Raw genomic sequence first — 20,113 nt, 5'->3', positions numbered from 1 at the left:
AAGCAGGGCTCCGGAGAAGGACGCCTGGGGACGCTCGGCGACGTCCTCGACCGCAGCTTCGGCGTGTATATCGGCACCACCTTCCGGCGGGCCGACTTCGATGCGATCGGCGGCTTCGACACGACGATGGCGCAGTCCGAGGATTTCGACTTCTGGGTGCGCCTTATGCTGCTGGGCGGGCACGCCCGCTACATCGACGAGGTCCTCGGCGATTATCGCATTCGCGCCGGATCGGCGTCGAGCAGTGCGCAGCGGATGCTGGTCGGCAATCTGAAGGTATATGCGAAGGCGTATCGCGCTCTCGACGGGCGGCCCGAACAGGAGCTGGCGGCCAAGCTCATCGAAGCGACGCGGCGCCGAATCGGCTTCGAGCAGGCGATCGACCGGGTCATCGATGGCGACCCGCGGGGAGGAATCGCGATACTACGGGCCTATAACGAGCTGTCCGGCCCCGTCTGGAAAAGTGCCTACGCCCTGTGGGCGCTCGCGCCCTCGCTCGCGAAACCTATGCTGATGTGGCGCCGGTTCGCCCATTCGCGCGGCAATACCGGCAGCGTCGCCGCATTCCTTCGATCGCTGCGCACTACGAGGCAGCGAGCGGCATGACGCGCTCCGCCGAATCGATTGCGCGGTTCCGCAACGATGTCCGCAGCGCCGTGTTCTGGCGGTCGGGCTCGCAGATCGCGGCACAGGCGATCGCCTGGCTGTCGACGTTCGCGGTCATCCGCATTCTCTCTCCGACCGATTACGGCCTATATGCCATAACCGGGGTCGTGATGAGCCTGCTGTCGCAGCTCAACGGCTACGCTCTCGCCAACGCTTATGTGCGCGATCGCGATGCCGGAGAGCGGACGCTTCGCCAGTTGTTCGGCATGCTCATCGTGCTCAATGCCGTGCTTGCCGCGATCCAGGTCGCGGCGGCACCGTGGGTCGCCCAGTTCTATCACGAGCCGCTGGTAGCCGACATGCTGCGCGTGCAGGCGCTCATCTACTTCACCAATCCGTTCCTGGCGTTCGGGTACGCGGTGCTCGCGCGCAAGCTCGACTTCCGCCTGCAATCCCACGTCAATATCGTGTCGGCCCTCCTCGGCGCGGTCGCCGCCCTGGCAGGTGCCTTGGGAGGTCTCGGTGTGTGGACGCTGGTGCTCGCCCCCATGGTCCTTTTTTCCACCCGCGCTTTCGGGATGTGGTTCGTCGCCCGCACGTTCGTCCGGCCTAGCTTCGACTTCGCCGGTGGCTGGCACCTTGCCAATTACGGCGGCATGGTGACCGCCGCGAGCCTGCTGTGGTTCGTGCAGTCACAGGCCGACGTCATCATCGCTGGCCGCGCGACAAGCCCCTACTGGCTCGGCGTCTACACGACGGCGCTTTTCCTCGCGCAGATATTCGTCACCAAGGTCGTGCCGCCGATCAACGAAGTGGCGTTCACCGCCTATGCGCGCATACAAGACGACCCGGGCATACTGAGCCGGGCGTTCCTCACCTCCGTCCGCCTCGTCATGGTCGCGGCGATGCCTTTCTGCCTCGGCATGGCGGCGAGCGCGCAGCCGCTCGTCCTGTTCGCGCTGGGCGAGAAGTGGAGCCAGGCCGTGCCCCTTGTGCGCATGCTGGCGATGGCGATGCCGTTCATGACGCTGTTCGTCCTTTTCGCCCCCGCGGTGAGCGCGGTGGGACGGCCGGGGCTGGCCACGGCCAATGCGGCGGTGGGCGCGATCGTCATGCCGGTCGCGTTTCTGGTCGGGAGCGGCTTCGGCGTGTTCGGGATCGCAGCGGCGTGGCTGGTGGCGTACCCTCTGCTCACGCTGTTCGCCGCGGGCATATCGCTGCCGGCGATCGGCGTGACGAAGCGGGAGCTCGTCCGGGCGGTCCTGCCGCCAGTCGTCGCTGCCGTCACGATGGCGACCGGGGTCTGGGCGCTCGACGGGATGGTCGCCGAACGGCCCGCCCTCGTACGCCTCGCGATAATCGGACCGGCGGGCGGAGCGATCTATTTCGGCCTGCTGTGGATGTTCGCACGCGAGCGGCTTCTCGAGCCCATCGGCTTTCTCCGCAATCGCGGGTCGAACCCGCCCGAGGGAATGCCCACCCCCGCCGAGTAGTCCGCGCGGGGGTTCGGATGGAAAGCGGCCGCCTCCGGTGCTATTATGCCCGGCGAAAGGAGCGTGTCATGGCGCCTTCGCCCGTAATCGCCGGCCTTCTGTCTTTCCTCCTGCTTGCCGCCCCGCCCGCGGCAGCATCGGAACCCGGACCCGCCCCTGCCCCGGTGCTGGCGGCGTCACTCGAGGCCGTTCCCGACTTCGCGGACATTCCGCCCGAAGACCTGATCGACGGCACGCGCGATCGCTACAGCCGGATGACCGTGCCCGTCACGATCGGCGGCAAGGGACCGTTCCGCTTCATGATCGACACCGGATCGCAGGCGACGGTCGTCACCCCGCGGCTGCGCGAGCAGCTGCAGATGCCGTCGCTCGGCAGGGCCACCCTCGTCAGCATCGCCGCTCGCACGGAAATAGACCTCGTGCGGGTCGATGGCCTCGCCTTCGGCAGCCGCGTCTTCGACGGAATCCACGCCCCGCTGCTCGAGGCGCATCATATCGGGGCCGACGGCATCCTGGGGCTCGACAGCTTGCAGGACCTGCGCGTGCTCATCGACTTCCGCGGCGAAACAATTGCGGTGGGCGACGGCAAGGAACTGGGCGGCAACAAGGGCTACGAGATCGTGGTGCGCGCCCGGCGCAAGCTCGGCCGGCTGATCATCACCGATGCCGATATCGACGGGGTGCGGACCGCCGTGGTGGTCGATACCGGGGCGCAAGGGTCGATGGGCAACCGCGCCCTGCAGCGCCGGCTGCGTGTGAAGGACGGGATACCGCTCACCTCGACCGACGTCACCGGCACGCCGATCACCGGCAATCTCGGTGTCGCGCGGCAGGTCGTGATCGGGCGGGGCGGGGTGAAGCGCATGGAGCTGAACGCGATCCGCATCAACTATGCCGATGCGCCCGCGTTCGCCGCGCTCGGCCTGGCGAACAAGCCGGCATTGATCCTGGGCATCGAGGATCTGCGCCTGTTCGACCGGGTCGCGATCGACTTTTCCGACCGGACCCTTCTGTTCGACCTTCCCGACGGGACCGAGCGTCCCGCCAGCCGGATCGACCTGACGGGCCGCGGTTCGCGCCTCTAGCGCAGCCGCCGGGCCGCCGGCCCATTGTCTAAGCGCGGGGGGCGGCCCACATTGGGGCCATGCCGCCCGATCGGACCCCGACCGCGCCGCCCGATTACGACGGGTGGGCGACCCTCAAGCGGTTCCTGCCCTATCTCTGGCCGAAGGACCGGGCCGACCTGCGCTGGCGCATCGCCGTGGCGATGATCCTGGTGCTGCTGGCCAAGGGCGTCGTCCTGGCCACCCCGCTCGCCATGAAGAAGGTCGTCGACACGATGGCGCTGCAGGGCGACCCTTTGCTGTGGGTCGCGCTCAGTTTCGCCATCGCCTACACCGCGGGGCGTTTCCTGGGCGGCACGTTCGACCAGATACGCAACATCGTGTTCGAGCGGGTCGGGCAGGACGCCACCCGCCATTTGGCCGAAGACACCTTCTCCCGCCTGCACCAGCTGTCGCTGCGGTTTCACCTGTCGCGCCGCACGGGCGAGGTCACCAAGACGATCGAGCGCGGCACGAAGAGCATCGATTCGATGCTCTATTTCCTGCTCTTCAACATCGCGCCGACGATCCTCGAGCTGATCGCGGTGGGGGTCATCTTCTATACCCTGTTCGGGCTGCCACTGGTGCTGGCCACGGCCGCGACGGTTGTTATCTATATCGCGGCGACGCGCTGGATCACCGAATGGCGCACCGCGCTGCGCAAGCAGATGAACGATCTCGACGGCACGGCGCTCGCCCGCGCGGTCGATTCGCTGCTCAACTACGAGACGGTGAAGTTCTTCGGTGCGGAGGATCGCGAGACCGAGCGCTACGGCAAGGCCGCGCGCGCCTATGCCCAGGCTGCGATCAAGTCGGAGAATTCGCTGGGCCTCCTCAACATCGTGCAGGCCCTGATCATGAACGCGCTGATGCTGTTCGCGCTTGGGTTCAGCGTGTGGCAGTGGAGCAAGGGTGCGCTGACGGTCGGCGACCTCGTGGCGGTGCAGACCTATCTTACCCAGCTTTTCCGCCCGCTCGACATGCTCGGCTTCGTCTATCGCACGATCCGCCAGGGGCTGATCGACATGGCCGCTATGTTCAAGCTGATCGACACCGAAGCCGAAGTGATCGACGCCCCCGGGGCACCGGCGCTGGTGGTGGGCCGGCCTTCGGTCGTGTTCGAGGACGTGGTGTTCGGTTACGAGCCCGATCGCACGATCCTCCACGGCCTGTCGTTCGAGGTACCGGCCGGCGGCCACGTCGCCATCGTCGGGCCTTCGGGCGCGGGCAAGAGCACGATCGCGCGGCTGCTGTTCCGCTTCTACGACCCGTGGTCGGGCCGTATCCTGATCGACGGGCAGGATATCCGCGAGGTGACGCAGGCATCGGTCCGCGCGGCGATCGGTATCGTCCCGCAGGACAGCGTGCTGTTCAACGACACCATCGGCTACAACATCGCCTACGGCCGGGGCGGCGCTTCGCACGAGGATATCGTGCGCGCGGCGGGCGGCGCGGCGATACTGCCCTTCATCGAAAGCCTGCCGCAGGGCTTCGAAACCGAAGTGGGCGAGCGTGGCCTGAAGCTGTCGGGCGGCGAGAAGCAGCGCGTCGCCATCGCACGCACGCTGGTGAAGGACCCGCCGATCCTGTTGCTCGACGAGGCGACGAGCGCGCTCGATTCGCGGACCGAACAGGACATCCTGTCGACCCTGCACAAGGTCAGCGCCGACCGCACCTCGATCTCGATCGCCCACCGCCTGTCGACAGTGGCCGATGCCGACCGCATTCTCGTGCTCGAAGGCGGCCGGCTCGCCGAGAGCGGCACGCACGGCCAGCTGCTGCGGGCCGACGGTCTCTACGCCGACATGTGGGCCCGTCAGCAGGCCGACGGCGACGAGGTGGCCGAAGCGGCCGAGTAGGCCCGCAGTTGCGCCGCACTGCACAATGGACCACTGGCCGCGTACTTCTCGGCTTCTTCGGGTGCAACCGGACATCGTCATGCTTTCTGCCGGAGCGCTGCGCAGTTGCCGCAGCTGATCGGCATGGGGTGGGAAACCTACGCCATGGTCGCGGCGGGCCTCGCGAACATCTACTTCCTGCCGTGCCTCACCACGGGGGTCCCCTCCCCGCTCGTGGCGATCGCCGTGCTGTCGGCGGTGGCGACGGCCGCGACGGTGGTGGGCACGCACGATCTGTCGTTCGGCGCGCTGCTGCCCCGCATCTTCTTCACTGGCAAGGTGCGCACTATGTTCGGGGTCGAGCGGCTGCGCGACGACGAAACCGCGACCTCCCGCGTGACGGGGCAGATCTTCTTCGCCTCGGTCGACCGGTTCTCCCAGGCCTTCGGGCGCGAAAGCGAGCGATCCGATCCGGGCGATCACGTGGTGATCGACGTCACCCGCGCGCATTCCTAAGACATTTTGGGCGTGGGCGTGCTCGACAAGGTGGTCGAGCGCATGCGAATGAACGGGCGCAGCGTGCAGATGGTCGGCCTCAACGAAGCGAGCGCCGACGTCGTCGACCGTTTCGCCCTCACCGACAAGACCGGCGTCGAGATCGGCCTCTCGCCCCCCCCTGAGGGCGGGCGCCGCCGCTAGAGGATGTACTTGCTGAGGTCGCTGTCTCCGGCGAGATCGGACAACCGCTCGCGCACGTAGGCGGCATCGACCGTCACCGTCTCGCCGGTGTGATCCTCGGCCTCGAAGCTCAATTCCTCGAGCAGCTTCTCCATTACCGTCTGCAAGCGGCGGGCGCCGATGTTCTCGACGCTTTCGTTCACCTGCGCGGCGATCTTCGCGACTTCGGCGATCGCGTCGGGAGTGATGTCGACCGTAACCTTCTCGGTACCCAATAGCGCCTTGTACTGCGCCACCAGGTTCGCGCGGGTTTCGCCGAGAATGCGGACGAAGTCCTCCTCGGTCAGCGCGCGCAGCTCCACCCGGATCGGCAGGCGGCCCTGCAGTTCGGGGAGCATGTCGCTTGGCTTGGCAAGGTGGAACGCGCCGCTGGCGATGAAAAGCACGTGGTCGGTCTTCATCGGGCCGTACTTGGTGGAAACGGTCGTCCCCTCGATCAGCGGCAGCAGGTCGCGCTGCACGCCTTCGCGGCTGACCGAACCGCCGCGCACGTCGCTGACCGCGATCTTGTCGATCTCGTCGAGGAAGACGATGCCGTTGGTTTCCGCATTGGCCAGCGCGACCCGGGCGACGTCGTCCTGGTCCATGCGCTTTTCGGCCTCCTCGTCGACCAGCTTGTCCCACGCGTCGGGGACCTTGAGCTTGCGGCGCTTGAGGTTCGACTTGCCAATCGCCTTGCCGAACATGTCGCTGAGGTTGATCATGCCGACCCCAAGCGATCCCGGGCCGCCCATTCCGCCCATGTCGAATGGCATGCTGGGCGCATCCTCCACCTCGATCTCGACCTCGGTGTCGTTCATCGAGTTGTCGGTGATGCGCTGGCGGAACGCCTCGCGGGTAGCCTCGCTGGCATTCTCGCCGACGAGCGCCTTGAGCAGCCGGTCCATCGCGGCCTTGCTCGCCGCCTCGCGCACCGCTTCGCGGCGGCGGTCCTTCTCGAGCCGGATCGCCTCTTCCACGAGGTCGCGGGCGATCTGCTCGACATCGCGGCCGACGTAGCCGACTTCGGTGAACTTGGTCGCCTCGACCTTCACGAACGGCGCTTCGGCGAGCTTTGCCAGTCGGCGGCTGATCTCGGTCTTGCCGCAGCCCGTGGGCCCGATCATCAGGATGTTCTTGGGCGTCACCTCGTCGCGCAGCTCGGGGCCCAGTTGCTGGCGGCGCCAGCGGTTGCGCAGCGCGACGGCGACCGCGCGCTTGGCGTCGGCCTGGCCGATGATATGCTCGTCGAGCGCGGCGACGATCGCCTTCGGTGTCAGTTTTTCCATGGGTCTCAGACGGTTTCCAGGGTGACCTGGTCGTTGGTGAACACGCAGACATCGGCCGCGACGGCCATCGCGCGACGGGCGATCTTTTCCGCATCGTTTTCGTAGTCGGACAGAGCGCGGGCCGCGGCGAGCGCGTAGTTGCCGCCGCTGCCGATCGCGGCGATACCGCCCTCGGGCTCCAGCACGTCGCCGTTACCGGTCAGCACCAGCAGCGTGTCCTTGTCAGCGACGATCATCAGCGCCTCGAGGTTGCGCAGGTACTTGTCGGTGCGCCAGTCCTTGGCAAGCTCGACCGCGGCGCGCATCAGCTGACCGCTGTACTGCTCCAGCTTCTTCTCGAGTCGTTCGAACAGGGTGAAGGCGTCGGCGGTGGCTCCGGCGAAGCCCGCCACGACCGCGCCGTCCTTGCCGATGCGGCGGACCTTGCGAGCGTTAGGCTTCATCACGGTGTTGCCCATCGACACTTGGCCGTCGCCTGCGACGACCGTCTTGCCCTCGCGCTTGACGCCGATGATCGTGGTGCCGTGCCACGGGGTCAGACCCCAAGAATCGCGGCTTGCGGAATGTCTCTCGTCCATGCGCCGCGATATGGGGCGCTGGCAGGCCGCTTCAAGCGCGGCGGGTCACGAACCGTTGGGGCCGGTGCCCTGCTGGGTGGGAGCGCCGACCGTGCCGATGTTGCCGAACAGATCCTCGAAGAAGCCGCGCTCGCGGCCCACCGTCGGCGTGCTGTCGCCGTCGGGGCTCAGGTAGACGACCTTGTCGAGGCCGCTCTTCTCGACCGAGGCGACGTTGCCGGCCGCGTCGAACTGCACCGCCAGCACCTGGTGGGTGTCGATCTCTGGCCGCACGAACGGGCGGCGTCCGGTGGTGGACGACACGTAGTACCAAGTCGGCGTGCCGAACTGGCTTTCGAAGCTGGGGTGGCCCAGCGTCGCTTCGACCGACTGGCGGTTGTCGATGCCCGGCTGCACCGACGCGACGAGCGTCGGATCGGCGATGAAGCCCCGATTCTCGCGGATCGAGGCGCAGCCCCCCATCGCGAGCGCCGCGGCGAGGATCGCGCCAGTGGCCAGGATCTGGGGGCGGAGTACCGTCATCGCGTACAAAACCTTCGTCATCGTCGTTTCAGCACCGGCGCATTAGGCAAGGGCGCCCGCTCTGGCAATCGCTCTGGCGACTGCGCTCGCGACCGGATGGCCGCGCGAAGTGCGGCTGGCCGCTTGAATTGCCGCTGAATGCGCGCGACATGCGGTCAATCATGAGCCTCCTCGATCGCCTGTTCGCAGCCAAGCCCGACCCTCGCGAAGCCTTGCGCCCGCTGTACGGAGAGGTCGTGGCGGAGGCGCGCCGCCCCGAATGGTACCGCGACGGCGGCGTAGCCGATACCGTGCCCGGCCGGTTCGACATGGTGAGCGCGGCGCTTGCAGCCGTGCTCGCGCGGATGGACCGCGACGGCGGGCTGAAACGCGAATCGGCGCTGCTGACCGAACTGTTCGTCCACGACATGGACGGCCAGCTGCGCGAGATGGGCATCGGCGACATCGTCGTCGGCAAGCACGTCGGCAAGCTGATGGGCGCGATGGGCGGGCGGTTCGACGCCTACCGAGACGGGCTGGTCTCCGGCGGCGAGGCGCTGGAACAAGCGGTCGCGCGCAACGTCAACTTCGGCGAGCGCGGCGACCCGGCGTTGGTCGCGCGGCGGCTGTCGGACTGGGCCGCGCGGCTCGATCGCACAACCGATGCAGCTCTGCTCGAAGGGAACGTCGCGCCATGAGCGCGGCCGAATTCAGCCGCATCGTGAAGGTGCGCCCCCACCCGCCCCAATCCACCACGCTCGAGGCGAACGATGAAGAGCGGGCGGCGCTAGCCCATCGTGTCGGCGTGACCGCGATCGAGGCCTTGAGCGCCGAACTGTCCTTCACGCCAGAAGGCGATGCGATCGTCGCGACCGGCACGCTGGCCGCGGACGTGATCCAGCCGTGCGCCGTATCGGGCGAGGATTTCGCGGTGCACCTGAAGGAGCCGCTGCACTTGCGCTTCGTGCGCGCGCTGAGCCCGGTGGCCGCAGACGAGGAGATCGAACTCGCCGATGACGAACCCGACGAGATCGAGTTCGATGGCGAGATCATCGATGTCGGCGAAGCGGTCGCGCAGAGCCTGGCGCTCGCGGTCGACCCCTACGCCATGGGACCGGACGCCGATGCCGCGCGCCGCGCAGCCGGCATCGAGGACGAAAGCGCCCCCCGCGGCCCGCTGGCCGAGGGGCTGGCCGCGCTCAGGAAGACCTGAACGCGGCCGGCAGCGCTTCCCGTCAGAACGGGATGTCGTCGTCGAGATCGTCGTAGTTGGAGCCGCCGCCCGAACCGGCACCCATGCCGCCACCGGAGCCGCCGCCGCCCTGGTTCCAGCCGCCACCGCCGCCGCCGCCGCGATTGCCGCCACCGTAGTCGCCGCCGCCGCGGTTGCCGCCGCCGCCACCGCCACCGGGTGCGCCGTCGAGCATGGTCATCACCGCGCCCGGGCCCTGCAGCACGACTTCGGTCGAATACCGGTCGTTACCCGACTGGTCCTGCCACTTGCGGGTCTGCAGCTTGCCTTCGATGTAGACCTTGCTGCCCTTGCGCAGGTACTGCTCCGCCACGCCGACCAGCCCTTCGGAAAAGATCGCGACGGTATGCCACTCGGTCTTTTCCTTGCGCTCGCCGCTGTTGCGGTCCTTCCAGGTTTCCGACGTGGCAATGCGCAGGTTGCACACCTTGCCGCCGTTCTGGAAGCTGCGCACCTCGGGGTCGGCCCCGAGATTGCCGATGAGCTGTACCTTGTTGAGTGACCCGGCCATGGAATCGCTTTCCTCTCTTGCTTGGGAGAGGCGCTTAACCAAGGCCGCCGCGAGTCGCCAGCCCGCCCGCCCGATTTGTCGGGGAGGCTAGAGGCCCAGCGCGGTGGCGATCCAGAACGTCAGCCCGGCGAAGATGTAGGCAAGGCCGAACAGGTAGGCGAGCATGAACGCCGGCCATTTCCAGCCGTTGGTTTCGCGCCGGGTGACCGCGATGGTCGACAGGCACTGCGGCGCGAAGACGAACCAAGCGAGGAAGGCGAGCGCGGTCGGCAGGCTCCAGCGCGACGACAGCTGGCTGGCGAGCCCCTGCGCGGCGGCCTCCTCGTCGGGCGCGTCGACGGCGTATGTCGTCGCGAGGCTGGATACGGCAACTTCGCGCGCGGCCATAGCCGGGATCAGCGCCAGCGCGATCTCGCGGTTGAAGCCGATGGGTTCGACGACGACCGCCAGACCGCGGCTGATCTGCCCGGCGATCGATGCCTCGACCTGGCTCTCGCCCGGTGCCGCCTTGGGGAAGCTCAGCAGGACCCACAGGATCACGGTGACGGTGAAGATGATCGTACCCGCCCGGCGCAGGAACACCCACGCGCGCTGCCACAGGCCGATCGCAAGATCCTTCAGCCGGGGCAGCTGGTATCGCGGCAGCTCCATGATAAAGCCGCTCGCCGGACCCTTCGCGACCGAGCGCCGCAGTATCAGCGCGGCCGCCATCGCGCCGAGAATGCCGGCGACGTAGAGGCCGAACAGGACCAGACCCTGCAGCCCGATGCCCGGGCCCACGGTCGTCGCCGGGATGAACGCGGCGATGATCACCGCATAGACCGGCAGCCGCGCCGAACACGTCATCAGCGGAGCGATCAGGATCGTCGTCAGCCGGTCGCGCGGATCGGCGATGCTGCGCGTCGCCATGATGCCGGGGATGGCGCAGGCGAAGCTCGAGAGAAGCGGAATGAAACTGCGGCCCGACAGGCCCACGCCCTGCATCAACCGGTCCATCAGGTATGCGGCCCGCGCCATGTAGCCCGATGCCTCCATCGCCAGGATGAAGGCGAACAGGATCACGATCTGCGGCAGGAAGACGACCACCGAGCCCACTCCGGCGATCACGCCTTCGGTGAGGAGATCGCGCACGAATCCTGCGGGGAGCGTGTCGGTGACGAACGCGGAAAGCGCCCCGACCAGCGCCTCCAGCCCGTCGGCGAACGGGGTCGCCCATGCGAAGACCGCCTGGAACACGACGAACAGCAGGGCGAACAGGATTGGCGGCCCGATCCACGGGTGGAGCAGGACCCGGTCGAGCCCGGCGTGCAGGCGATGCTGCGCGGTCTCCGACAGGATCGCCCCGCGCGCGATGTTGGAGGCCGCGAGCCGCCGTTCGGGCAGCGTCAGGTGCGGCTGCGGATCGGCGGCGTCGGCGGCGTCGGCGGCGCGTGCCTCCGCCGTTTCGACCGCGGCGGCGAGGTCGGCGAGGCCGCGACGGCGCACGGCCACCGTCTCGACCACCGGCACGCCCAGCGCCTGCGACAGCGCGGCCGCATCGAGCACCAGTCCGTCCCGCTCGGCGAGGTCGACCATGTTGAGCGCCGCGACCGTCGGCCGGCCGAGCGCGATCACTTCCTGCGCGAAGACGAGATGCTGTTCCAGGTTCGTCGCATCGAGCACGACGACAAGCACGTCGGGGACCGCCTCGCCCGGGAATTCGCCGTGGACGACCTTGCGGGTCACTTCCTCGTCGGGGCTCGACGGTTCGAACGAATAGGCACCGGGCAGGTCGATCAGTTCGACCGGTTCGCCCCCCGGCAGGACCATGCGGCCGGCCTTCCGTTCCACTGTCACGCCCGGATAGTTCGCGATCTTCTGCCGCGCGCCGGTCAGCGCGTTGAAAAGCGCGCTCTTGCCGGCGTTGGGATTGCCGACGAGCGCCGCGGTGCGCGGCCGGGTCATGGCAGGAATACCGTCACAGCGGTTCGATCTCCATCGCATTGGCGTGCGCGCGGCGGACCGCGACGGTCATCCGCCCGATCATCACCGCCAGCGGATCGCGCCCGGCGAACACGCCGCGGTGTGCCACCGCCACCCGCGCGCCCGCATCGAGCCCCAGCGCGCGCAGCCGCACGCCGTCTTCCGGGGCCATCCGGTCCCAGTCCACGGCGACGATCCGCGCCCGGCGGCCGCGTTCGAGGGAGTCGAGAGTAAGCGCCTCGGTCACACGGCGCCGATGCCCGAGCGCCGTGCTAATTGCAACTGATTATCAATAAACCTCAGCTCGAGGGGTAGCGCAGCCGCCCCAGAAAGCGCGACACGCTGAAGCGTTGCTCGCTCGGCCGCAGGAACTGCGCCTTGGCTTTCTCGAACCGCATCACCCCGTCGATCCGCCGGTCGAGGAACGCGCGGGTTTCCGCCTTGTCCTCGCTGTGGTCGTCGACGAACACCAGAAGCGTCGCCGCGTAGATCGAGGCGAGTATCGCCCGCTTGGTGTAGTGATTGTAATCGGTCGCGGTATCCCCTGCGAGCCGCCACATCGCATCCGCGCTCGACCAGCCGAGGCGGGCGGCACGGGGCGCGTTCTGCGGCATCGCCATGATGGCGAGCGCCCGGCGCAGCGCTTCCTCGCGTCCGGCGGCCGCATCGAGGCGCGCCTGCACGAGGCTGCGGATGCGCTCGCGGATCTTCATGCCGGCCAGCATTTCGGTCGGGAGCACGGCGGCCATTTCGGCATCGACCGATTCGATCCATGCCGCGATCATGTCCATCGCGCCGCCGGGAAACGCCAGTTTCGCGACGTCCAAATCGACGCCTTCCTGCATGGCCGCCGCCTCGAGCGCGGTCTCGTTCCAGCCGTCGAAGATCGCGGCATCGGCGATCGCCGGGGCGAGCGCGGGCCGCAGTTCATCGAGCGTCAGGTCCGCAAACGAGGCATCGGGAGCGCTGGCCATCGTCAGGCGCCCGGTCCGTAGGTTTCCCGCGGCGCGCCGGCGGCCTTGCGCTCGGCGACCCCGCGGTCGATCTCGGACAGCATCGCGTTCGATGCGCCCATCAGCGCGGCGTAGTCTCGCGCGGAGCGGCCCGAGTTGTCGGTCCGGTCGGGATCGGCCCCGTTCTTGATGAGCAACCGCACCACCGCCATGTCGCGGCGGTGGACGGCCGATACCAGCGGCGTTTCGCCCGCGTCGTTCGTCACGTCGATCTTCGCCCCTTTGGCAAGCAGCTGCGTCACCCCTTCCGCAAAGCCGAGGCCGGCCGCGATGCTCAGCGGGGTCACACCGTTGCGGTCCGCCGCGTTGGGGTTGGCGCCCTTGTCGAGAAGAAAGCGGGTCCACAGTTCGTCGCGGCGCTGCACGGCGTAATGCAGCGCGGTCTCGCCGGTCGTGGCATCCTTCGTGTTGACGATCGTCGAACCCGGCTCGTTCAGCAGCTTCGTCGCCGCGGCCCCGTCGCGATCCTTGACCGCCTTCAGGAACTCGTAGGCGTTGGAAAATTGAGCCGCCGCCGGGCTCGCCAGCCCGATCGCCGCCGCCGCCAGCATCGTGCCCGTCTTGCGGAAAAAGCCCCCGCCCATCTTTTGCAGTCTCCGTCGCAGCCCTATGTGCCGGGCAATGAACGATTGCCCTCGCCGCCGCCCGGTTAGCAGACCGTGAACCGCCGCGCCATGCTCTCGCGCGCAGCCGCCGCCACGCTGCTCGCGAGCCTCGCTGCCTGCTCGGGCCAGCCCGCGCCGACCGAGGAGGCGCCGCTCGCCGGTGCGACCATCGGCGGGGATTTCACGCTCGTGGACCAGAACGGCCAGACCCGTCGCTGGGCGGATTTCCGCGGCAAGTACGCGGTGGTCTATTTCGGCTACACCTATTGCCCCGACATCTGCCCGACCGACGTGCAGCGGACCGCGCAGGGCCTGCGGACGTTCGCGGCAGAGCATCCGGACGAGGCTGCGAAGGTCCAGCAGATCTTCGTCTCGGTCGATCCCGAACGCGATACCCCCAAGGTCGTCGGCGAGTTCGTCTCGGCGTTCGGCAAGGACATCGTCGGCCTGACCGGCACGCCCGAACAGATCGACGCGGCGGCCAAGGCGTTCAAGGTCTTCCACGGCAAGGGCAAGGTGGAGGACAATGGTGCCTATCTCGTCGACCATTCCAACGTGACCTACCTGTTCGGGCCCGACGGCGCGCCGATCGCGACCCTACCGACCGACCAGGGCGCCGCCGCGGTGGCGCAGGAGCTGGCGAAGTGGGTGCGCTGAGGGACCGGTTCTGGGAGCGCCCGCTCGCAGAACTGGACCGCGAGGAGTGGGAGGCCCTTTGCGACGGCTGTGGCCGCTGCTGCCTCCACAAGCTCGAAGACGAAGACACCGGCGAGATTGCGCACACCAACGTGTCGTGCAAGCTGCTCGACACCGGGACCGCCCGCTGCCGCGACTATCGCCACCGCAAGGCTTTCGTGCCCGACTGCCTGCGCCTGACCCCGCGCCTCGTCGACCGGGTCACCTGGCTGCCCGAGACCTGCGCCTATCGCCTGCGCGCAGCGGGCGAATCGTTGCGCGAATGGCACTACCTACTCAGCGGCGACCGCGAGGCGGTTCATCGGCGCGGCCCCGGGATCGCCGGCCGGGTGGTGAGCGAAACCGATGCCGGCCCGCTCGAACACCATGTCGTCGACTGGATCGACGACGAGACCGGCGATAGCGCCGACGATCAGGCGGGCGAAAACGAGGCAGGCGGGAACGCCGCGTGATCGACTGGCTCCGCCGCGAGATCGCCGAACCCACGGTTTCGCTGGCCGGGCGCACCCTGCCCGTCGCGGTTCGCCGCAACGCCCGCGCACGGCGTCTGACGTTGCGCCTCGCCCCCGACGGCAGCGAGGTGCGCGTCACCCTGCCCCGATGGTGCGCCACGCGCGAGGCGCTGGCCTTTGTCGCCGCGCGGACCGACTGGCTGGAGGCGCAGCTCGCGAAGATCCCCGAGCACCGGCCCATCGAGCCGGGCGGCACGGTCGCCTACCGCGGTGCGGCGCTCGCGATCGACTGGCAAGCGTCCTTCCCCCGCACGCCGCGCCTCGCGGGCGAGCGACTGGAAGTCGGCGGTCCGCACGAGAGCCTTGCCCCGCGCATCCAGCGCTGGCTCGAACGCGAAGCGGTGCGGCTGCTGTCCGCCGACCTTGCCGAATATGCGGGCCGCGCCGGAGTGCCGCTGCCCGCGCTGCGCCTCAGCCGCGCGCAGCGGCGCTGGGGTTCGTGTTCGACGAGCGGCACGGTGCGGATCAACTGGCGGCTGGTGATGGCGCCCGATCACGTGCGCCGGTCGGTCGTGGCGCACGAAGTCGCCCACTGCCTCCACTTCGACCACAGCCCGGCCTTCCACGCCGCGCTGGCCCGCGTGTTCGATGGCGACATCGCCGCGGCGGACGCCTGGATCAAGGCGCACGGGCGGTCGCTTTACGCGGGCTTCGGCTGATCCTATCTTGGGGTCATGCGAATAGTTCAGCGCCTCAACCCCGGCCCCGGAATTGCCGACTTCTGGAGCGAGTTCAAACGCCCCAACCGGTATCGCTGGCCGATCCTCGCGGGTTCGGCGCTGCTCACCGGATCGCTGATGTACATGCTCACCGATCACGCGGCCGGGCTGAACTGGCTGGTCGGCGGGATCATCGCGATCATCGGCGCAATCGCGCTGGCGGCGATGGCTGCCGAACACGTGAAGATAAAGGTCTGGGCGCTGCTGCTGGCCGCGGTCGTGCCATCGCTGATCTTCTGGCAGTTCGCGGGCGAGAAGTGGCGGGTGCCCATTCCGCCCAACAAGGTCGATTTCATCACCACCTTCGAACCCGGCCGGACCGATGCCGAGATCGAGGCGTCCAACCTCGCCAACCAGAAGGTGCAGGACCGCCTTGCCGCCGAACAGCGCCAGCGCGAAGAGGACGTCAGGCAGATGTACCGCGATCTCGGCCGCGCGACCGGCCTCGACGTAGATGCGATGGAGCGCCGGCTCGCGGAAGAAGAAGCGGCCGACGCCGCCGGCGCTCCCGCTTCGAACACGCAAGGCTCGCAGCCTGCGCGCTGACGCCGAGTGGCTGGCCGCCGCGGCGCGCCTCGCCGCGCGCGGGCGGCCCCTTTCGCGGCCCAATCCCGCCGTCGGCTGCCTGATCGTCCGCGACGGCCGGGTCGTCGGTCGCGGCTGGACGCAGGCCGGCGGACGTCCGCATGCCGAAGCGATGGCGCTGGCCGAGGCGGGCCAGAAGGCATCCGGCGCGGACGTCTTCGTCACGCTGGAACCCTGCGCGCACCAATCGGACCGCGGCCCGGCCTGCGCCGCACTCCTGGCCCAAGCACGGCCCGCGCGGGTCATCTTGGGGGTGGAAGACCCCGATCCGCGCACCGCGGGCGCTGGCGTCGCCATGCTGCGCGAAGCCGGTATCGAGGTGCACGTCGCAGGGTCCGACGCGGTGCGGGACAGTCTCGCAGGATACCTTGCCCAAAGGTCGCTCGGCCGTCCGCACGTGACCCTGAAGCTCGCCATGTCGCTCGACGGGTGCATCGCGCTCGCCGACGGGACCAGCCGGTGGATCACCGGCGATGCGGCCCGCGCGCACGTTCACGCCCGCCGCGCCCGCGCAGACGCCATCCTCGTGGGCGGCGAGACCTGGCGCAGCGACCGCCCCCGCCTCGACGTGCGGCTGCCGGGGCTGGAGGATCGCAGCCCGCAGCGCGTGCTGCTCAGCCGCGGCGTCGCGCCCGACGGTGTGCGGGTCATCGACGATCCCGCCGCGATCTCCCGGCTGGACGGGGTGCAATACCTCTACGTCGAAGGCGGAGCCGAAACCGCAGCCAGCTTTCTCGCCGCCGACCTCGTCGACCGGCTGGAGATCTACCGCGCGCCCATCGTGGTCGGCGACGGGTTGCGGCCGGTGGGACGCCTCGGACTGGAACGCCTCGACGACGCGCACAGCCGCTGGACGCTCGCCGAAACCGCGCAGCTTGGCAGCGACACCTTCACCGCCTATCGCCGCGCCCGTTAGGGGATAGCATCATGTTCACCGGGATCGTCACCGCCATAGGCACCATCGAGAGCGTCGAGCAGCGCGGCGACATGCGCGTGCGGATCGCGTGTCCGTACGATCCCGACAGGATCGCCATCGGCGCTTCGATCGCCTGCGCGGGCGTATGCCTGACCGTGGTGGAAAAGGGCGGCACCGCGGGCGACGCGTGGTTCGCGGTCGACGTGTCGGCCGAAACGATCGGCTGCACCGCCGCGGGCACCTGGACCGAAGGGCGGCGGATCAACCTCGAACCTTCGCTCAAGGTCGGCGATGAACTGGGCGGGCACATCGTGTCGGGCCATGTCGACGCGGTGGGCACGGTCGTGGACTGGGAGCCGGAAGGCGATTCGATGCGGGTCACGATCGTTGCCCCGCGCGAGCTCGCGCCGTTCATCGCGGCCAAGGGCTCGATCACGGTCGACGGGGTATCGCTGACGGTGAACTCGGTCGCCGACCGCGCGAACGGGTCGGTGCACTTCGGTCTGAACCTCATCCCGCACACCGCCGAGGTGACGACGCTCGGCGAACTGGCGCAAGGGTCTGAGGTCAACCTCGAGATCGATACCGTCGCCCGCTATCTCCAGCGGCTGGAAAGCCTGCGCGGCTGAACCCTACAGTCCGTGACGCACCGGCTTGGGCGGGGGTTTGCGCGTCTCGGCCCAATCGAGGATCTGGTTGACCATCCCGATCAGCCGGGTCGGATCGAACGGCTTGCGCAGGTAGCCGTTGGCCCCCGCCTGCCGTGCGATCGCCTCGTCCTCTTCCGACCGCCGCGCGGTCAGCACCAGGATGGGCAGGTCGTAGAGCTGCTCGTCACGGCGGACGATCTTGATGAGTTCCGCTCCGCTCATCTGCGGCAACCCCATGTCGACGATAGCGAGCGCCGGCTTGCGGCGGCGCAGCGCCGCCAGCGCATCCTGCCCGTCCTCCAGCACGCCGACCGCATGGCCCGCGCCGAGCAGGGTTTCCTGCACCAGCTCGCCCATCAGCGGATCGTCTTCGGCGTAGAATATCAATGCCATCAGCTCAGCCTCGCGTGCCCGCCCGTCGATCCGAACCCGCCGGTGCCGCGCTCGGTCTCGCCGAGGTCGTCCGTTTCGATCCACGCGGCCTGAACCACGGGTGCGAGGACGAGCTGCGCCACGCGGTCGCCCCGTGCAATCGCGAACGGTTCGTCGCCGTGGTTGATGAGGATCACCTTCAGCTCGCCGCGGTAGTCGGAATCGATCGTGCCCGGCGTATTGGGCACGGTGATCCCGTGCTTGAGCGCAAGGCCGGAGCGCGGGCGCACCTGGATCTCGTAGCCATCCGGGATGGCGAGCGCGAGCCCGGTCGCCACCGCATGGCGTGCACCCGGTGCGATGACCGTGTCCTCTGCCGAGATCACGTCCATCCCGGCGGCACCGGGCGTCGCGTATCGCGGCAACTCAAGACCATCGGAATGCGGCAGCCGCTTGATCGCGATCGCAACAGGCTCAGCCACCGCGCGGATCGACCCGGTCGAGCGCGGCTGCCATGCGTTCGGCGAGCGCCAGCGCGACGTCGTACTTGGGCATTTCCGGCAGGTGTTCGATCCCTTCGCCGGTGACGATGTGCACCGCGTTGGCATCGCCGCCCATCACGCCCCCAGAACCATGCGGGCCGTCCACCGCGGTCACGTCGTTGGCGACGATCCAGTCGGCCGCCTTGCGCTTGCGCTTGACCTTGGCGTTCTCGATCACGTCCTCGGTCTCGGCGGCGAAACCGACCAGCAGCTTGGGCCGCTGCTTGCCCGCGGCGACTTGCGCCAGGATGTCGGGGTTCTCGGTGAGGAGCAGCGCGGGCGGGGCGGAGCCGCGCTTCTTCATTTTCTCGACCGCGTAGTCCTTGCTCCGCCAGTCGGCGACCGCGGCGACCATCACCGCGGCATCGGCGGGCAGCGCGTCCTTGACCGCGGCGGCCATCTCGCGCGCCGAGATCACGTCGATGCGGTCGACGCCGACGGGGGTCGGCAGGCTGACCGGCCCTGCCACCAGGGTCACCCGCGCGCCCAGCGCGGCGGCGGCGGCGGCGATCGCGAAGCCTTGCTTGCCGCTCGAGCGATTGGCGATGTAGCGCACGGGATCGATCGGTTCGTGCGTGGGCCCGGCGGTCACGAGCACGTGGCGGCCGAACAGCGGGCGGTGCTCGGGATCGATGTCGAATTCCGCCTGCCCCGCCAGCGGGTCTTGCGCGAGCGCCTGCGCGAACACCTCGGGCTGCTGGTCGCCGGTGCCGGTCCGCACCATGTGGTTGATCGCATCCGCATCGGTCGGCGGGGCGGAGCGGGCAGCCCCCTTGCGCGCCATCAGCGGAGAAGAAAGATCGGGCTGGCGCTCGACCGGTTCGAACTCGGGCACCGGCGCGGCGAGTTCCTCGCCGACCGGATCGTGCGGCGGTTCTTCCTCGAAAATTTCCTCGGCACGGCGCTTGGGGGTCGAGCGGGGGATGAGCGAGGACAGCAGGCTGCCGAGCCCGCCGCCGCCCGTCTTCTGCGCGACCTCGGGCTCGTCCTCCGGCTCCAGCGCTTCGATGTATCCGGCCGGTTCGCAATCGGCGGCGATGCCGAAGCGAGCAGCGATTTCGGCCCAGATCAGTTCGGGTTCGGGCAGGCGGCCCGGGCCGAATTCGCCGCAGGCCATCGGCCCTTCGTCGGGCTCCATCACCTCGACCCCGGCCTCGCGCAGCCACCCGACGTTGCGCTGCGTCGCTTCGTGCTGCCACATCCGCACGTTCATCGCGGGGACCGCCATCACCGGCTTGTCGGTGGCGAGGATCAGCGTGGTCGCAAGATCGTTGGCGATGCCGGCGGTCATCTTGGCCAGCAGGTCCGCGGTCGCCGGGCACACGACCACGAGGTCGGCCTGCCGCGACAGCTGGATATGGCCCATCTCGATCTCGTCCTTGAGGTCGAAGAGGCTGGTATAGACCTTGTTCTCGCTGAGCGCGGCGAGCGCCATCGGGGTGACGAACTGGCTGCCGCCCTCGGTCAGCACGCAGGTCACGCTGCCGCCGCCCTTGCGGATCAGCCGGACGAGCTCGCACGACTTGTAGGCCGCGATACCGCCGCCGACGACGAGCAGGATGCGCGGCCCGCTCACGCGGTTCGCCTCGCTCTGCGGCCAATCGCCGGTCTCAACGCGCATCGTGCCCCTCTGACCATCGCGCGGCGATAGCG

The 20,113-nt window shown here is 68.8% G+C and carries 23 protein-coding genes and 1 pseudogene (1 of these 24 cut by a window edge); 13 read left to right on the top strand and 11 right to left on the bottom strand.

What is annotated here, in order from left to right; translation table 11 throughout:
• The 5 genes and pseudogenes from D4766_RS10030 to D4766_RS14070 all read left to right on the top strand — a co-directional run.
• Positions 1-606: the 3' portion of a glycosyltransferase family A protein gene (locus D4766_RS10030; protein WP_162935737.1), read on the top strand. 390 nt of this gene lie to the left of the window's left edge; only the last 606 of its 996 coding nucleotides appear in the window; its start codon lies beyond the left edge, outside the window; its stop codon occupies positions 604-606.
• The gene (locus D4766_RS10025) at positions 603-2,099 is read left to right on the top strand and encodes a lipopolysaccharide biosynthesis protein (RefSeq protein ID WP_120717334.1); all 1,497 of its coding nucleotides are present in this window, start codon (positions 603-605) and stop codon (positions 2,097-2,099) included. Before D4766_RS10030 ends, D4766_RS10025 begins: the two co-directional genes overlap by 4 nt.
• Positions 2,100-2,167: 68 nt before the next feature.
• Positions 2,168-3,184 (top strand): retropepsin-like aspartic protease, encoded by a 1,017-nt coding sequence (locus D4766_RS10020; RefSeq protein WP_162935736.1) that lies wholly within the window; start codon positions 2,168-2,170, stop codon positions 3,182-3,184.
• Positions 3,185-3,243: 59 nt separating this feature from the next.
• Positions 3,244-5,061, top strand: a complete 1,818-nt coding sequence (locus tag D4766_RS10015) for an ABCB family ABC transporter ATP-binding protein/permease (RefSeq protein WP_120717332.1) — start codon at positions 3,244-3,246, stop codon at positions 5,059-5,061.
• Between the two features lie 237 nt (positions 5,062-5,298).
• Positions 5,299-5,739: pseudogene (locus D4766_RS14070) on the top strand (sodium-independent anion transporter); the annotation flags it as partial.
• Here D4766_RS14070 and hslU read toward each other — a convergent pair.
• Genes hslU through D4766_RS09995 form a run of 3 tightly spaced genes read right to left on the bottom strand, consistent with a single transcriptional unit; the run spans position 5,736 to position 8,146 of the window.
• Complete coding sequence (hslU, locus tag D4766_RS10005) at positions 5,736-7,046, bottom strand: ATP-dependent protease ATPase subunit HslU (protein WP_120717330.1); 1,311 nt, start codon at positions 7,044-7,046, stop codon at positions 5,736-5,738. The pseudogene D4766_RS14070 and the gene hslU sit on opposite strands and share 4 nt — an antisense overlap.
• A 5-nt stretch (positions 7,047-7,051) precedes the next feature.
• Complete coding sequence (hslV, locus tag D4766_RS10000; RefSeq protein WP_120717329.1) at positions 7,052-7,624, bottom strand: ATP-dependent protease subunit HslV; 573 nt, start codon at positions 7,622-7,624, stop codon at positions 7,052-7,054.
• 45 nt (positions 7,625-7,669) lie between these two features.
• Positions 7,670-8,146, bottom strand: a complete 477-nt coding sequence (locus D4766_RS09995) for an outer membrane protein assembly factor BamE (protein WP_120718169.1) — start codon at positions 8,144-8,146, stop codon at positions 7,670-7,672.
• Between the two features lie 161 nt (positions 8,147-8,307).
• Between D4766_RS09995 and D4766_RS09990 the strand changes: the two genes are divergently transcribed.
• Both D4766_RS09990 and D4766_RS09985 read left to right on the top strand, forming a co-directional pair.
• Positions 8,308-8,823, top strand: a complete 516-nt coding sequence (locus D4766_RS09990) for a ubiquinol-cytochrome C chaperone family protein (protein ID WP_120717328.1) — start codon at positions 8,308-8,310, stop codon at positions 8,821-8,823.
• Positions 8,820-9,338: a YceD family protein gene (locus tag D4766_RS09985; protein ID WP_120717327.1), complete on the top strand. Its 519-nt coding sequence runs from the start codon at positions 8,820-8,822 to the stop codon at positions 9,336-9,338. The genes D4766_RS09990 and D4766_RS09985 overlap by 4 nt, the downstream gene beginning before the upstream one ends.
• A 22-nt stretch (positions 9,339-9,360) precedes the next feature.
• Here the strand turns inward: D4766_RS09985 and D4766_RS09980 are convergent, their stop codons facing one another.
• The 5 genes from D4766_RS09980 to D4766_RS09960 form a co-directional block, all read right to left on the bottom strand.
• Complete coding sequence (locus D4766_RS09980; protein ID WP_120717326.1) at positions 9,361-9,888, bottom strand: single-stranded DNA-binding protein; 528 nt, start codon at positions 9,886-9,888, stop codon at positions 9,361-9,363.
• Positions 9,889-9,975: 87 nt separating this feature from the next.
• On the bottom strand, positions 9,976-11,832 hold the full coding sequence (gene feoB, locus D4766_RS09975) for a ferrous iron transporter B (protein ID WP_120717325.1): 1,857 nt from the start codon (positions 11,830-11,832) through the stop codon (positions 9,976-9,978).
• Positions 11,833-11,845: 13 nt separating this feature from the next.
• Positions 11,846-12,097 (bottom strand): FeoA family protein, encoded by a 252-nt coding sequence (locus tag D4766_RS09970; protein WP_120717324.1) that lies wholly within the window; start codon positions 12,095-12,097, stop codon positions 11,846-11,848.
• A gap of 52 nt (positions 12,098-12,149) precedes the next feature.
• Positions 12,150-12,824, bottom strand: a complete 675-nt coding sequence (locus tag D4766_RS09965) for a COQ9 family protein (RefSeq protein ID WP_120717323.1) — start codon at positions 12,822-12,824, stop codon at positions 12,150-12,152.
• A gap of 2 nt (positions 12,825-12,826) precedes the next feature.
• Entirely contained in the window at positions 12,827-13,447 is a 621-nt protein-coding gene (locus D4766_RS09960; protein WP_120717322.1) for an ankyrin repeat domain-containing protein, read from the bottom strand.
• Between the two features lie 90 nt (positions 13,448-13,537).
• On the opposite strand from D4766_RS09960, the gene D4766_RS09955 reads away from it, so the two are divergent.
• The 6 genes from D4766_RS09955 to D4766_RS09930 are packed head-to-tail and all read left to right on the top strand — an operon-like array spanning position 13,538 to position 17,525.
• On the top strand, positions 13,538-14,125 hold the full coding sequence (locus D4766_RS09955; RefSeq protein ID WP_120718168.1) for an SCO family protein: 588 nt from the start codon (positions 13,538-13,540) through the stop codon (positions 14,123-14,125).
• Positions 14,113-14,616 (top strand): YcgN family cysteine cluster protein, encoded by a 504-nt coding sequence (locus D4766_RS09950; RefSeq protein WP_120717321.1) that lies wholly within the window; start codon positions 14,113-14,115, stop codon positions 14,614-14,616. Before D4766_RS09955 ends, D4766_RS09950 begins: the two co-directional genes overlap by 13 nt.
• Positions 14,613-15,335 (top strand): M48 family metallopeptidase, encoded by a 723-nt coding sequence (locus D4766_RS09945; protein ID WP_120717320.1) that lies wholly within the window; start codon positions 14,613-14,615, stop codon positions 15,333-15,335. The genes D4766_RS09950 and D4766_RS09945 overlap by 4 nt, the downstream gene beginning before the upstream one ends.
• Before the next feature lie 15 nt (positions 15,336-15,350).
• The gene (locus D4766_RS09940) at positions 15,351-15,941 is read left to right on the top strand and encodes a hypothetical protein (RefSeq protein ID WP_120717319.1); all 591 of its coding nucleotides are present in this window, start codon (positions 15,351-15,353) and stop codon (positions 15,939-15,941) included.
• Positions 15,931-16,896 (top strand): bifunctional diaminohydroxyphosphoribosylaminopyrimidine deaminase/5-amino-6-(5-phosphoribosylamino)uracil reductase RibD, encoded by a 966-nt coding sequence (gene ribD, locus D4766_RS09935; RefSeq protein WP_120718167.1) that lies wholly within the window; start codon positions 15,931-15,933, stop codon positions 16,894-16,896. The genes D4766_RS09940 and ribD overlap by 11 nt, the downstream gene beginning before the upstream one ends.
• Positions 16,897-16,907: 11 nt before the next feature.
• Positions 16,908-17,525, top strand: a complete 618-nt coding sequence (locus tag D4766_RS09930) for a riboflavin synthase (protein ID WP_120717318.1) — start codon at positions 16,908-16,910, stop codon at positions 17,523-17,525.
• 3 nt (positions 17,526-17,528) lie between these two features.
• On the opposite strand, the gene D4766_RS09925 is transcribed toward D4766_RS09930, so the two are convergent.
• Genes D4766_RS09925 through D4766_RS09915 form a run of 3 tightly spaced genes read right to left on the bottom strand, consistent with a single transcriptional unit; the run spans position 17,529 to position 20,081 of the window.
• Positions 17,529-17,939 (bottom strand): response regulator, encoded by a 411-nt coding sequence (locus D4766_RS09925; protein WP_120717317.1) that lies wholly within the window; start codon positions 17,937-17,939, stop codon positions 17,529-17,531.
• A complete protein-coding gene (gene dut / locus D4766_RS09920) occupies positions 17,939-18,400 on the bottom strand; it encodes a dUTP diphosphatase (protein ID WP_194955820.1) in 462 nt (153 codons plus the stop codon). The genes D4766_RS09925 and dut overlap by 1 nt, the downstream gene beginning before the upstream one ends.
• Positions 18,393-20,081, bottom strand: coding sequence for a bifunctional phosphopantothenoylcysteine decarboxylase/phosphopantothenate synthase (locus tag D4766_RS09915; protein ID WP_120717315.1), 1,689 nt, complete (start codon positions 20,079-20,081; stop codon positions 18,393-18,395). The genes dut and D4766_RS09915 overlap by 8 nt, the downstream gene beginning before the upstream one ends.
• Between the last annotated feature and the right edge of the window lie 32 nt (positions 20,082-20,113).

This window comes from Tsuneonella amylolytica (assembly GCF_003626915.1).
GTDB classification, from domain to species: domain Bacteria; phylum Pseudomonadota; class Alphaproteobacteria; order Sphingomonadales; family Sphingomonadaceae; genus Tsuneonella; species Tsuneonella amylolytica.
This window is presented reverse-complemented; position numbering and strand designations above follow the sequence as displayed.

What these genes read in the sequence shown, in the direction of transcription:
- D4766_RS10025 (WP_120717334.1), top strand. Translation starts at nt 603, where the DNA reads ATGACGCGCTCCGCCGAATCGATTGCGCGGTTCCGCAACGATGTCCGC.
- D4766_RS10020 (WP_162935736.1), top strand. Translation starts at nt 2,168, where the DNA reads ATGGCGCCTTCGCCCGTAATCGCCGGCCTTCTGTCTTTCCTCCTGCTT.
- D4766_RS10015 (WP_120717332.1), top strand. Translation starts at nt 3,244, where the DNA reads ATGCCGCCCGATCGGACCCCGACCGCGCCGCCCGATTACGACGGGTGG.
- hslU (WP_120717330.1), bottom strand. Translation starts at nt 7,046, where the DNA reads ATGGAAAAACTGACACCGAAGGCGATCGTCGCCGCGCTCGACGAGCAT.
- hslV (WP_120717329.1), bottom strand. Translation starts at nt 7,624, where the DNA reads ATGGACGAGAGACATTCCGCAAGCCGCGATTCTTGGGGTCTGACCCCG.
- D4766_RS09995 (WP_120718169.1), bottom strand. Translation starts at nt 8,146, where the DNA reads ATGACGGTACTCCGCCCCCAGATCCTGGCCACTGGCGCGATCCTCGCC.
- D4766_RS09990 (WP_120717328.1), top strand. Translation starts at nt 8,308, where the DNA reads ATGAGCCTCCTCGATCGCCTGTTCGCAGCCAAGCCCGACCCTCGCGAA.
- D4766_RS09985 (WP_120717327.1), top strand. Translation starts at nt 8,820, where the DNA reads ATGAGCGCGGCCGAATTCAGCCGCATCGTGAAGGTGCGCCCCCACCCG.
- D4766_RS09980 (WP_120717326.1), bottom strand. Translation starts at nt 9,888, where the DNA reads ATGGCCGGGTCACTCAACAAGGTACAGCTCATCGGCAATCTCGGGGCC.
- feoB (WP_120717325.1), bottom strand. Translation starts at nt 11,832, where the DNA reads ATGACCCGGCCGCGCACCGCGGCGCTCGTCGGCAATCCCAACGCCGGC.
- D4766_RS09965 (WP_120717323.1), bottom strand. Translation starts at nt 12,824, where the DNA reads ATGGCCAGCGCTCCCGATGCCTCGTTTGCGGACCTGACGCTCGATGAA.
- D4766_RS09960 (WP_120717322.1), bottom strand. Translation starts at nt 13,447, where the DNA reads ATGGGCGGGGGCTTTTTCCGCAAGACGGGCACGATGCTGGCGGCGGCG.
- D4766_RS09955 (WP_120718168.1), top strand. Translation starts at nt 13,538, where the DNA reads ATGCTCTCGCGCGCAGCCGCCGCCACGCTGCTCGCGAGCCTCGCTGCC.
- D4766_RS09940 (WP_120717319.1), top strand. Translation starts at nt 15,351, where the DNA reads ATGCGAATAGTTCAGCGCCTCAACCCCGGCCCCGGAATTGCCGACTTC.
- D4766_RS09930 (WP_120717318.1), top strand. Translation starts at nt 16,908, where the DNA reads ATGTTCACCGGGATCGTCACCGCCATAGGCACCATCGAGAGCGTCGAG.
- D4766_RS09925 (WP_120717317.1), bottom strand. Translation starts at nt 17,939, where the DNA reads ATGGCATTGATATTCTACGCCGAAGACGATCCGCTGATGGGCGAGCTG.
- D4766_RS09915 (WP_120717315.1), bottom strand. Translation starts at nt 20,081, where the DNA reads ATGCGCGTTGAGACCGGCGATTGGCCGCAGAGCGAGGCGAACCGCGTG.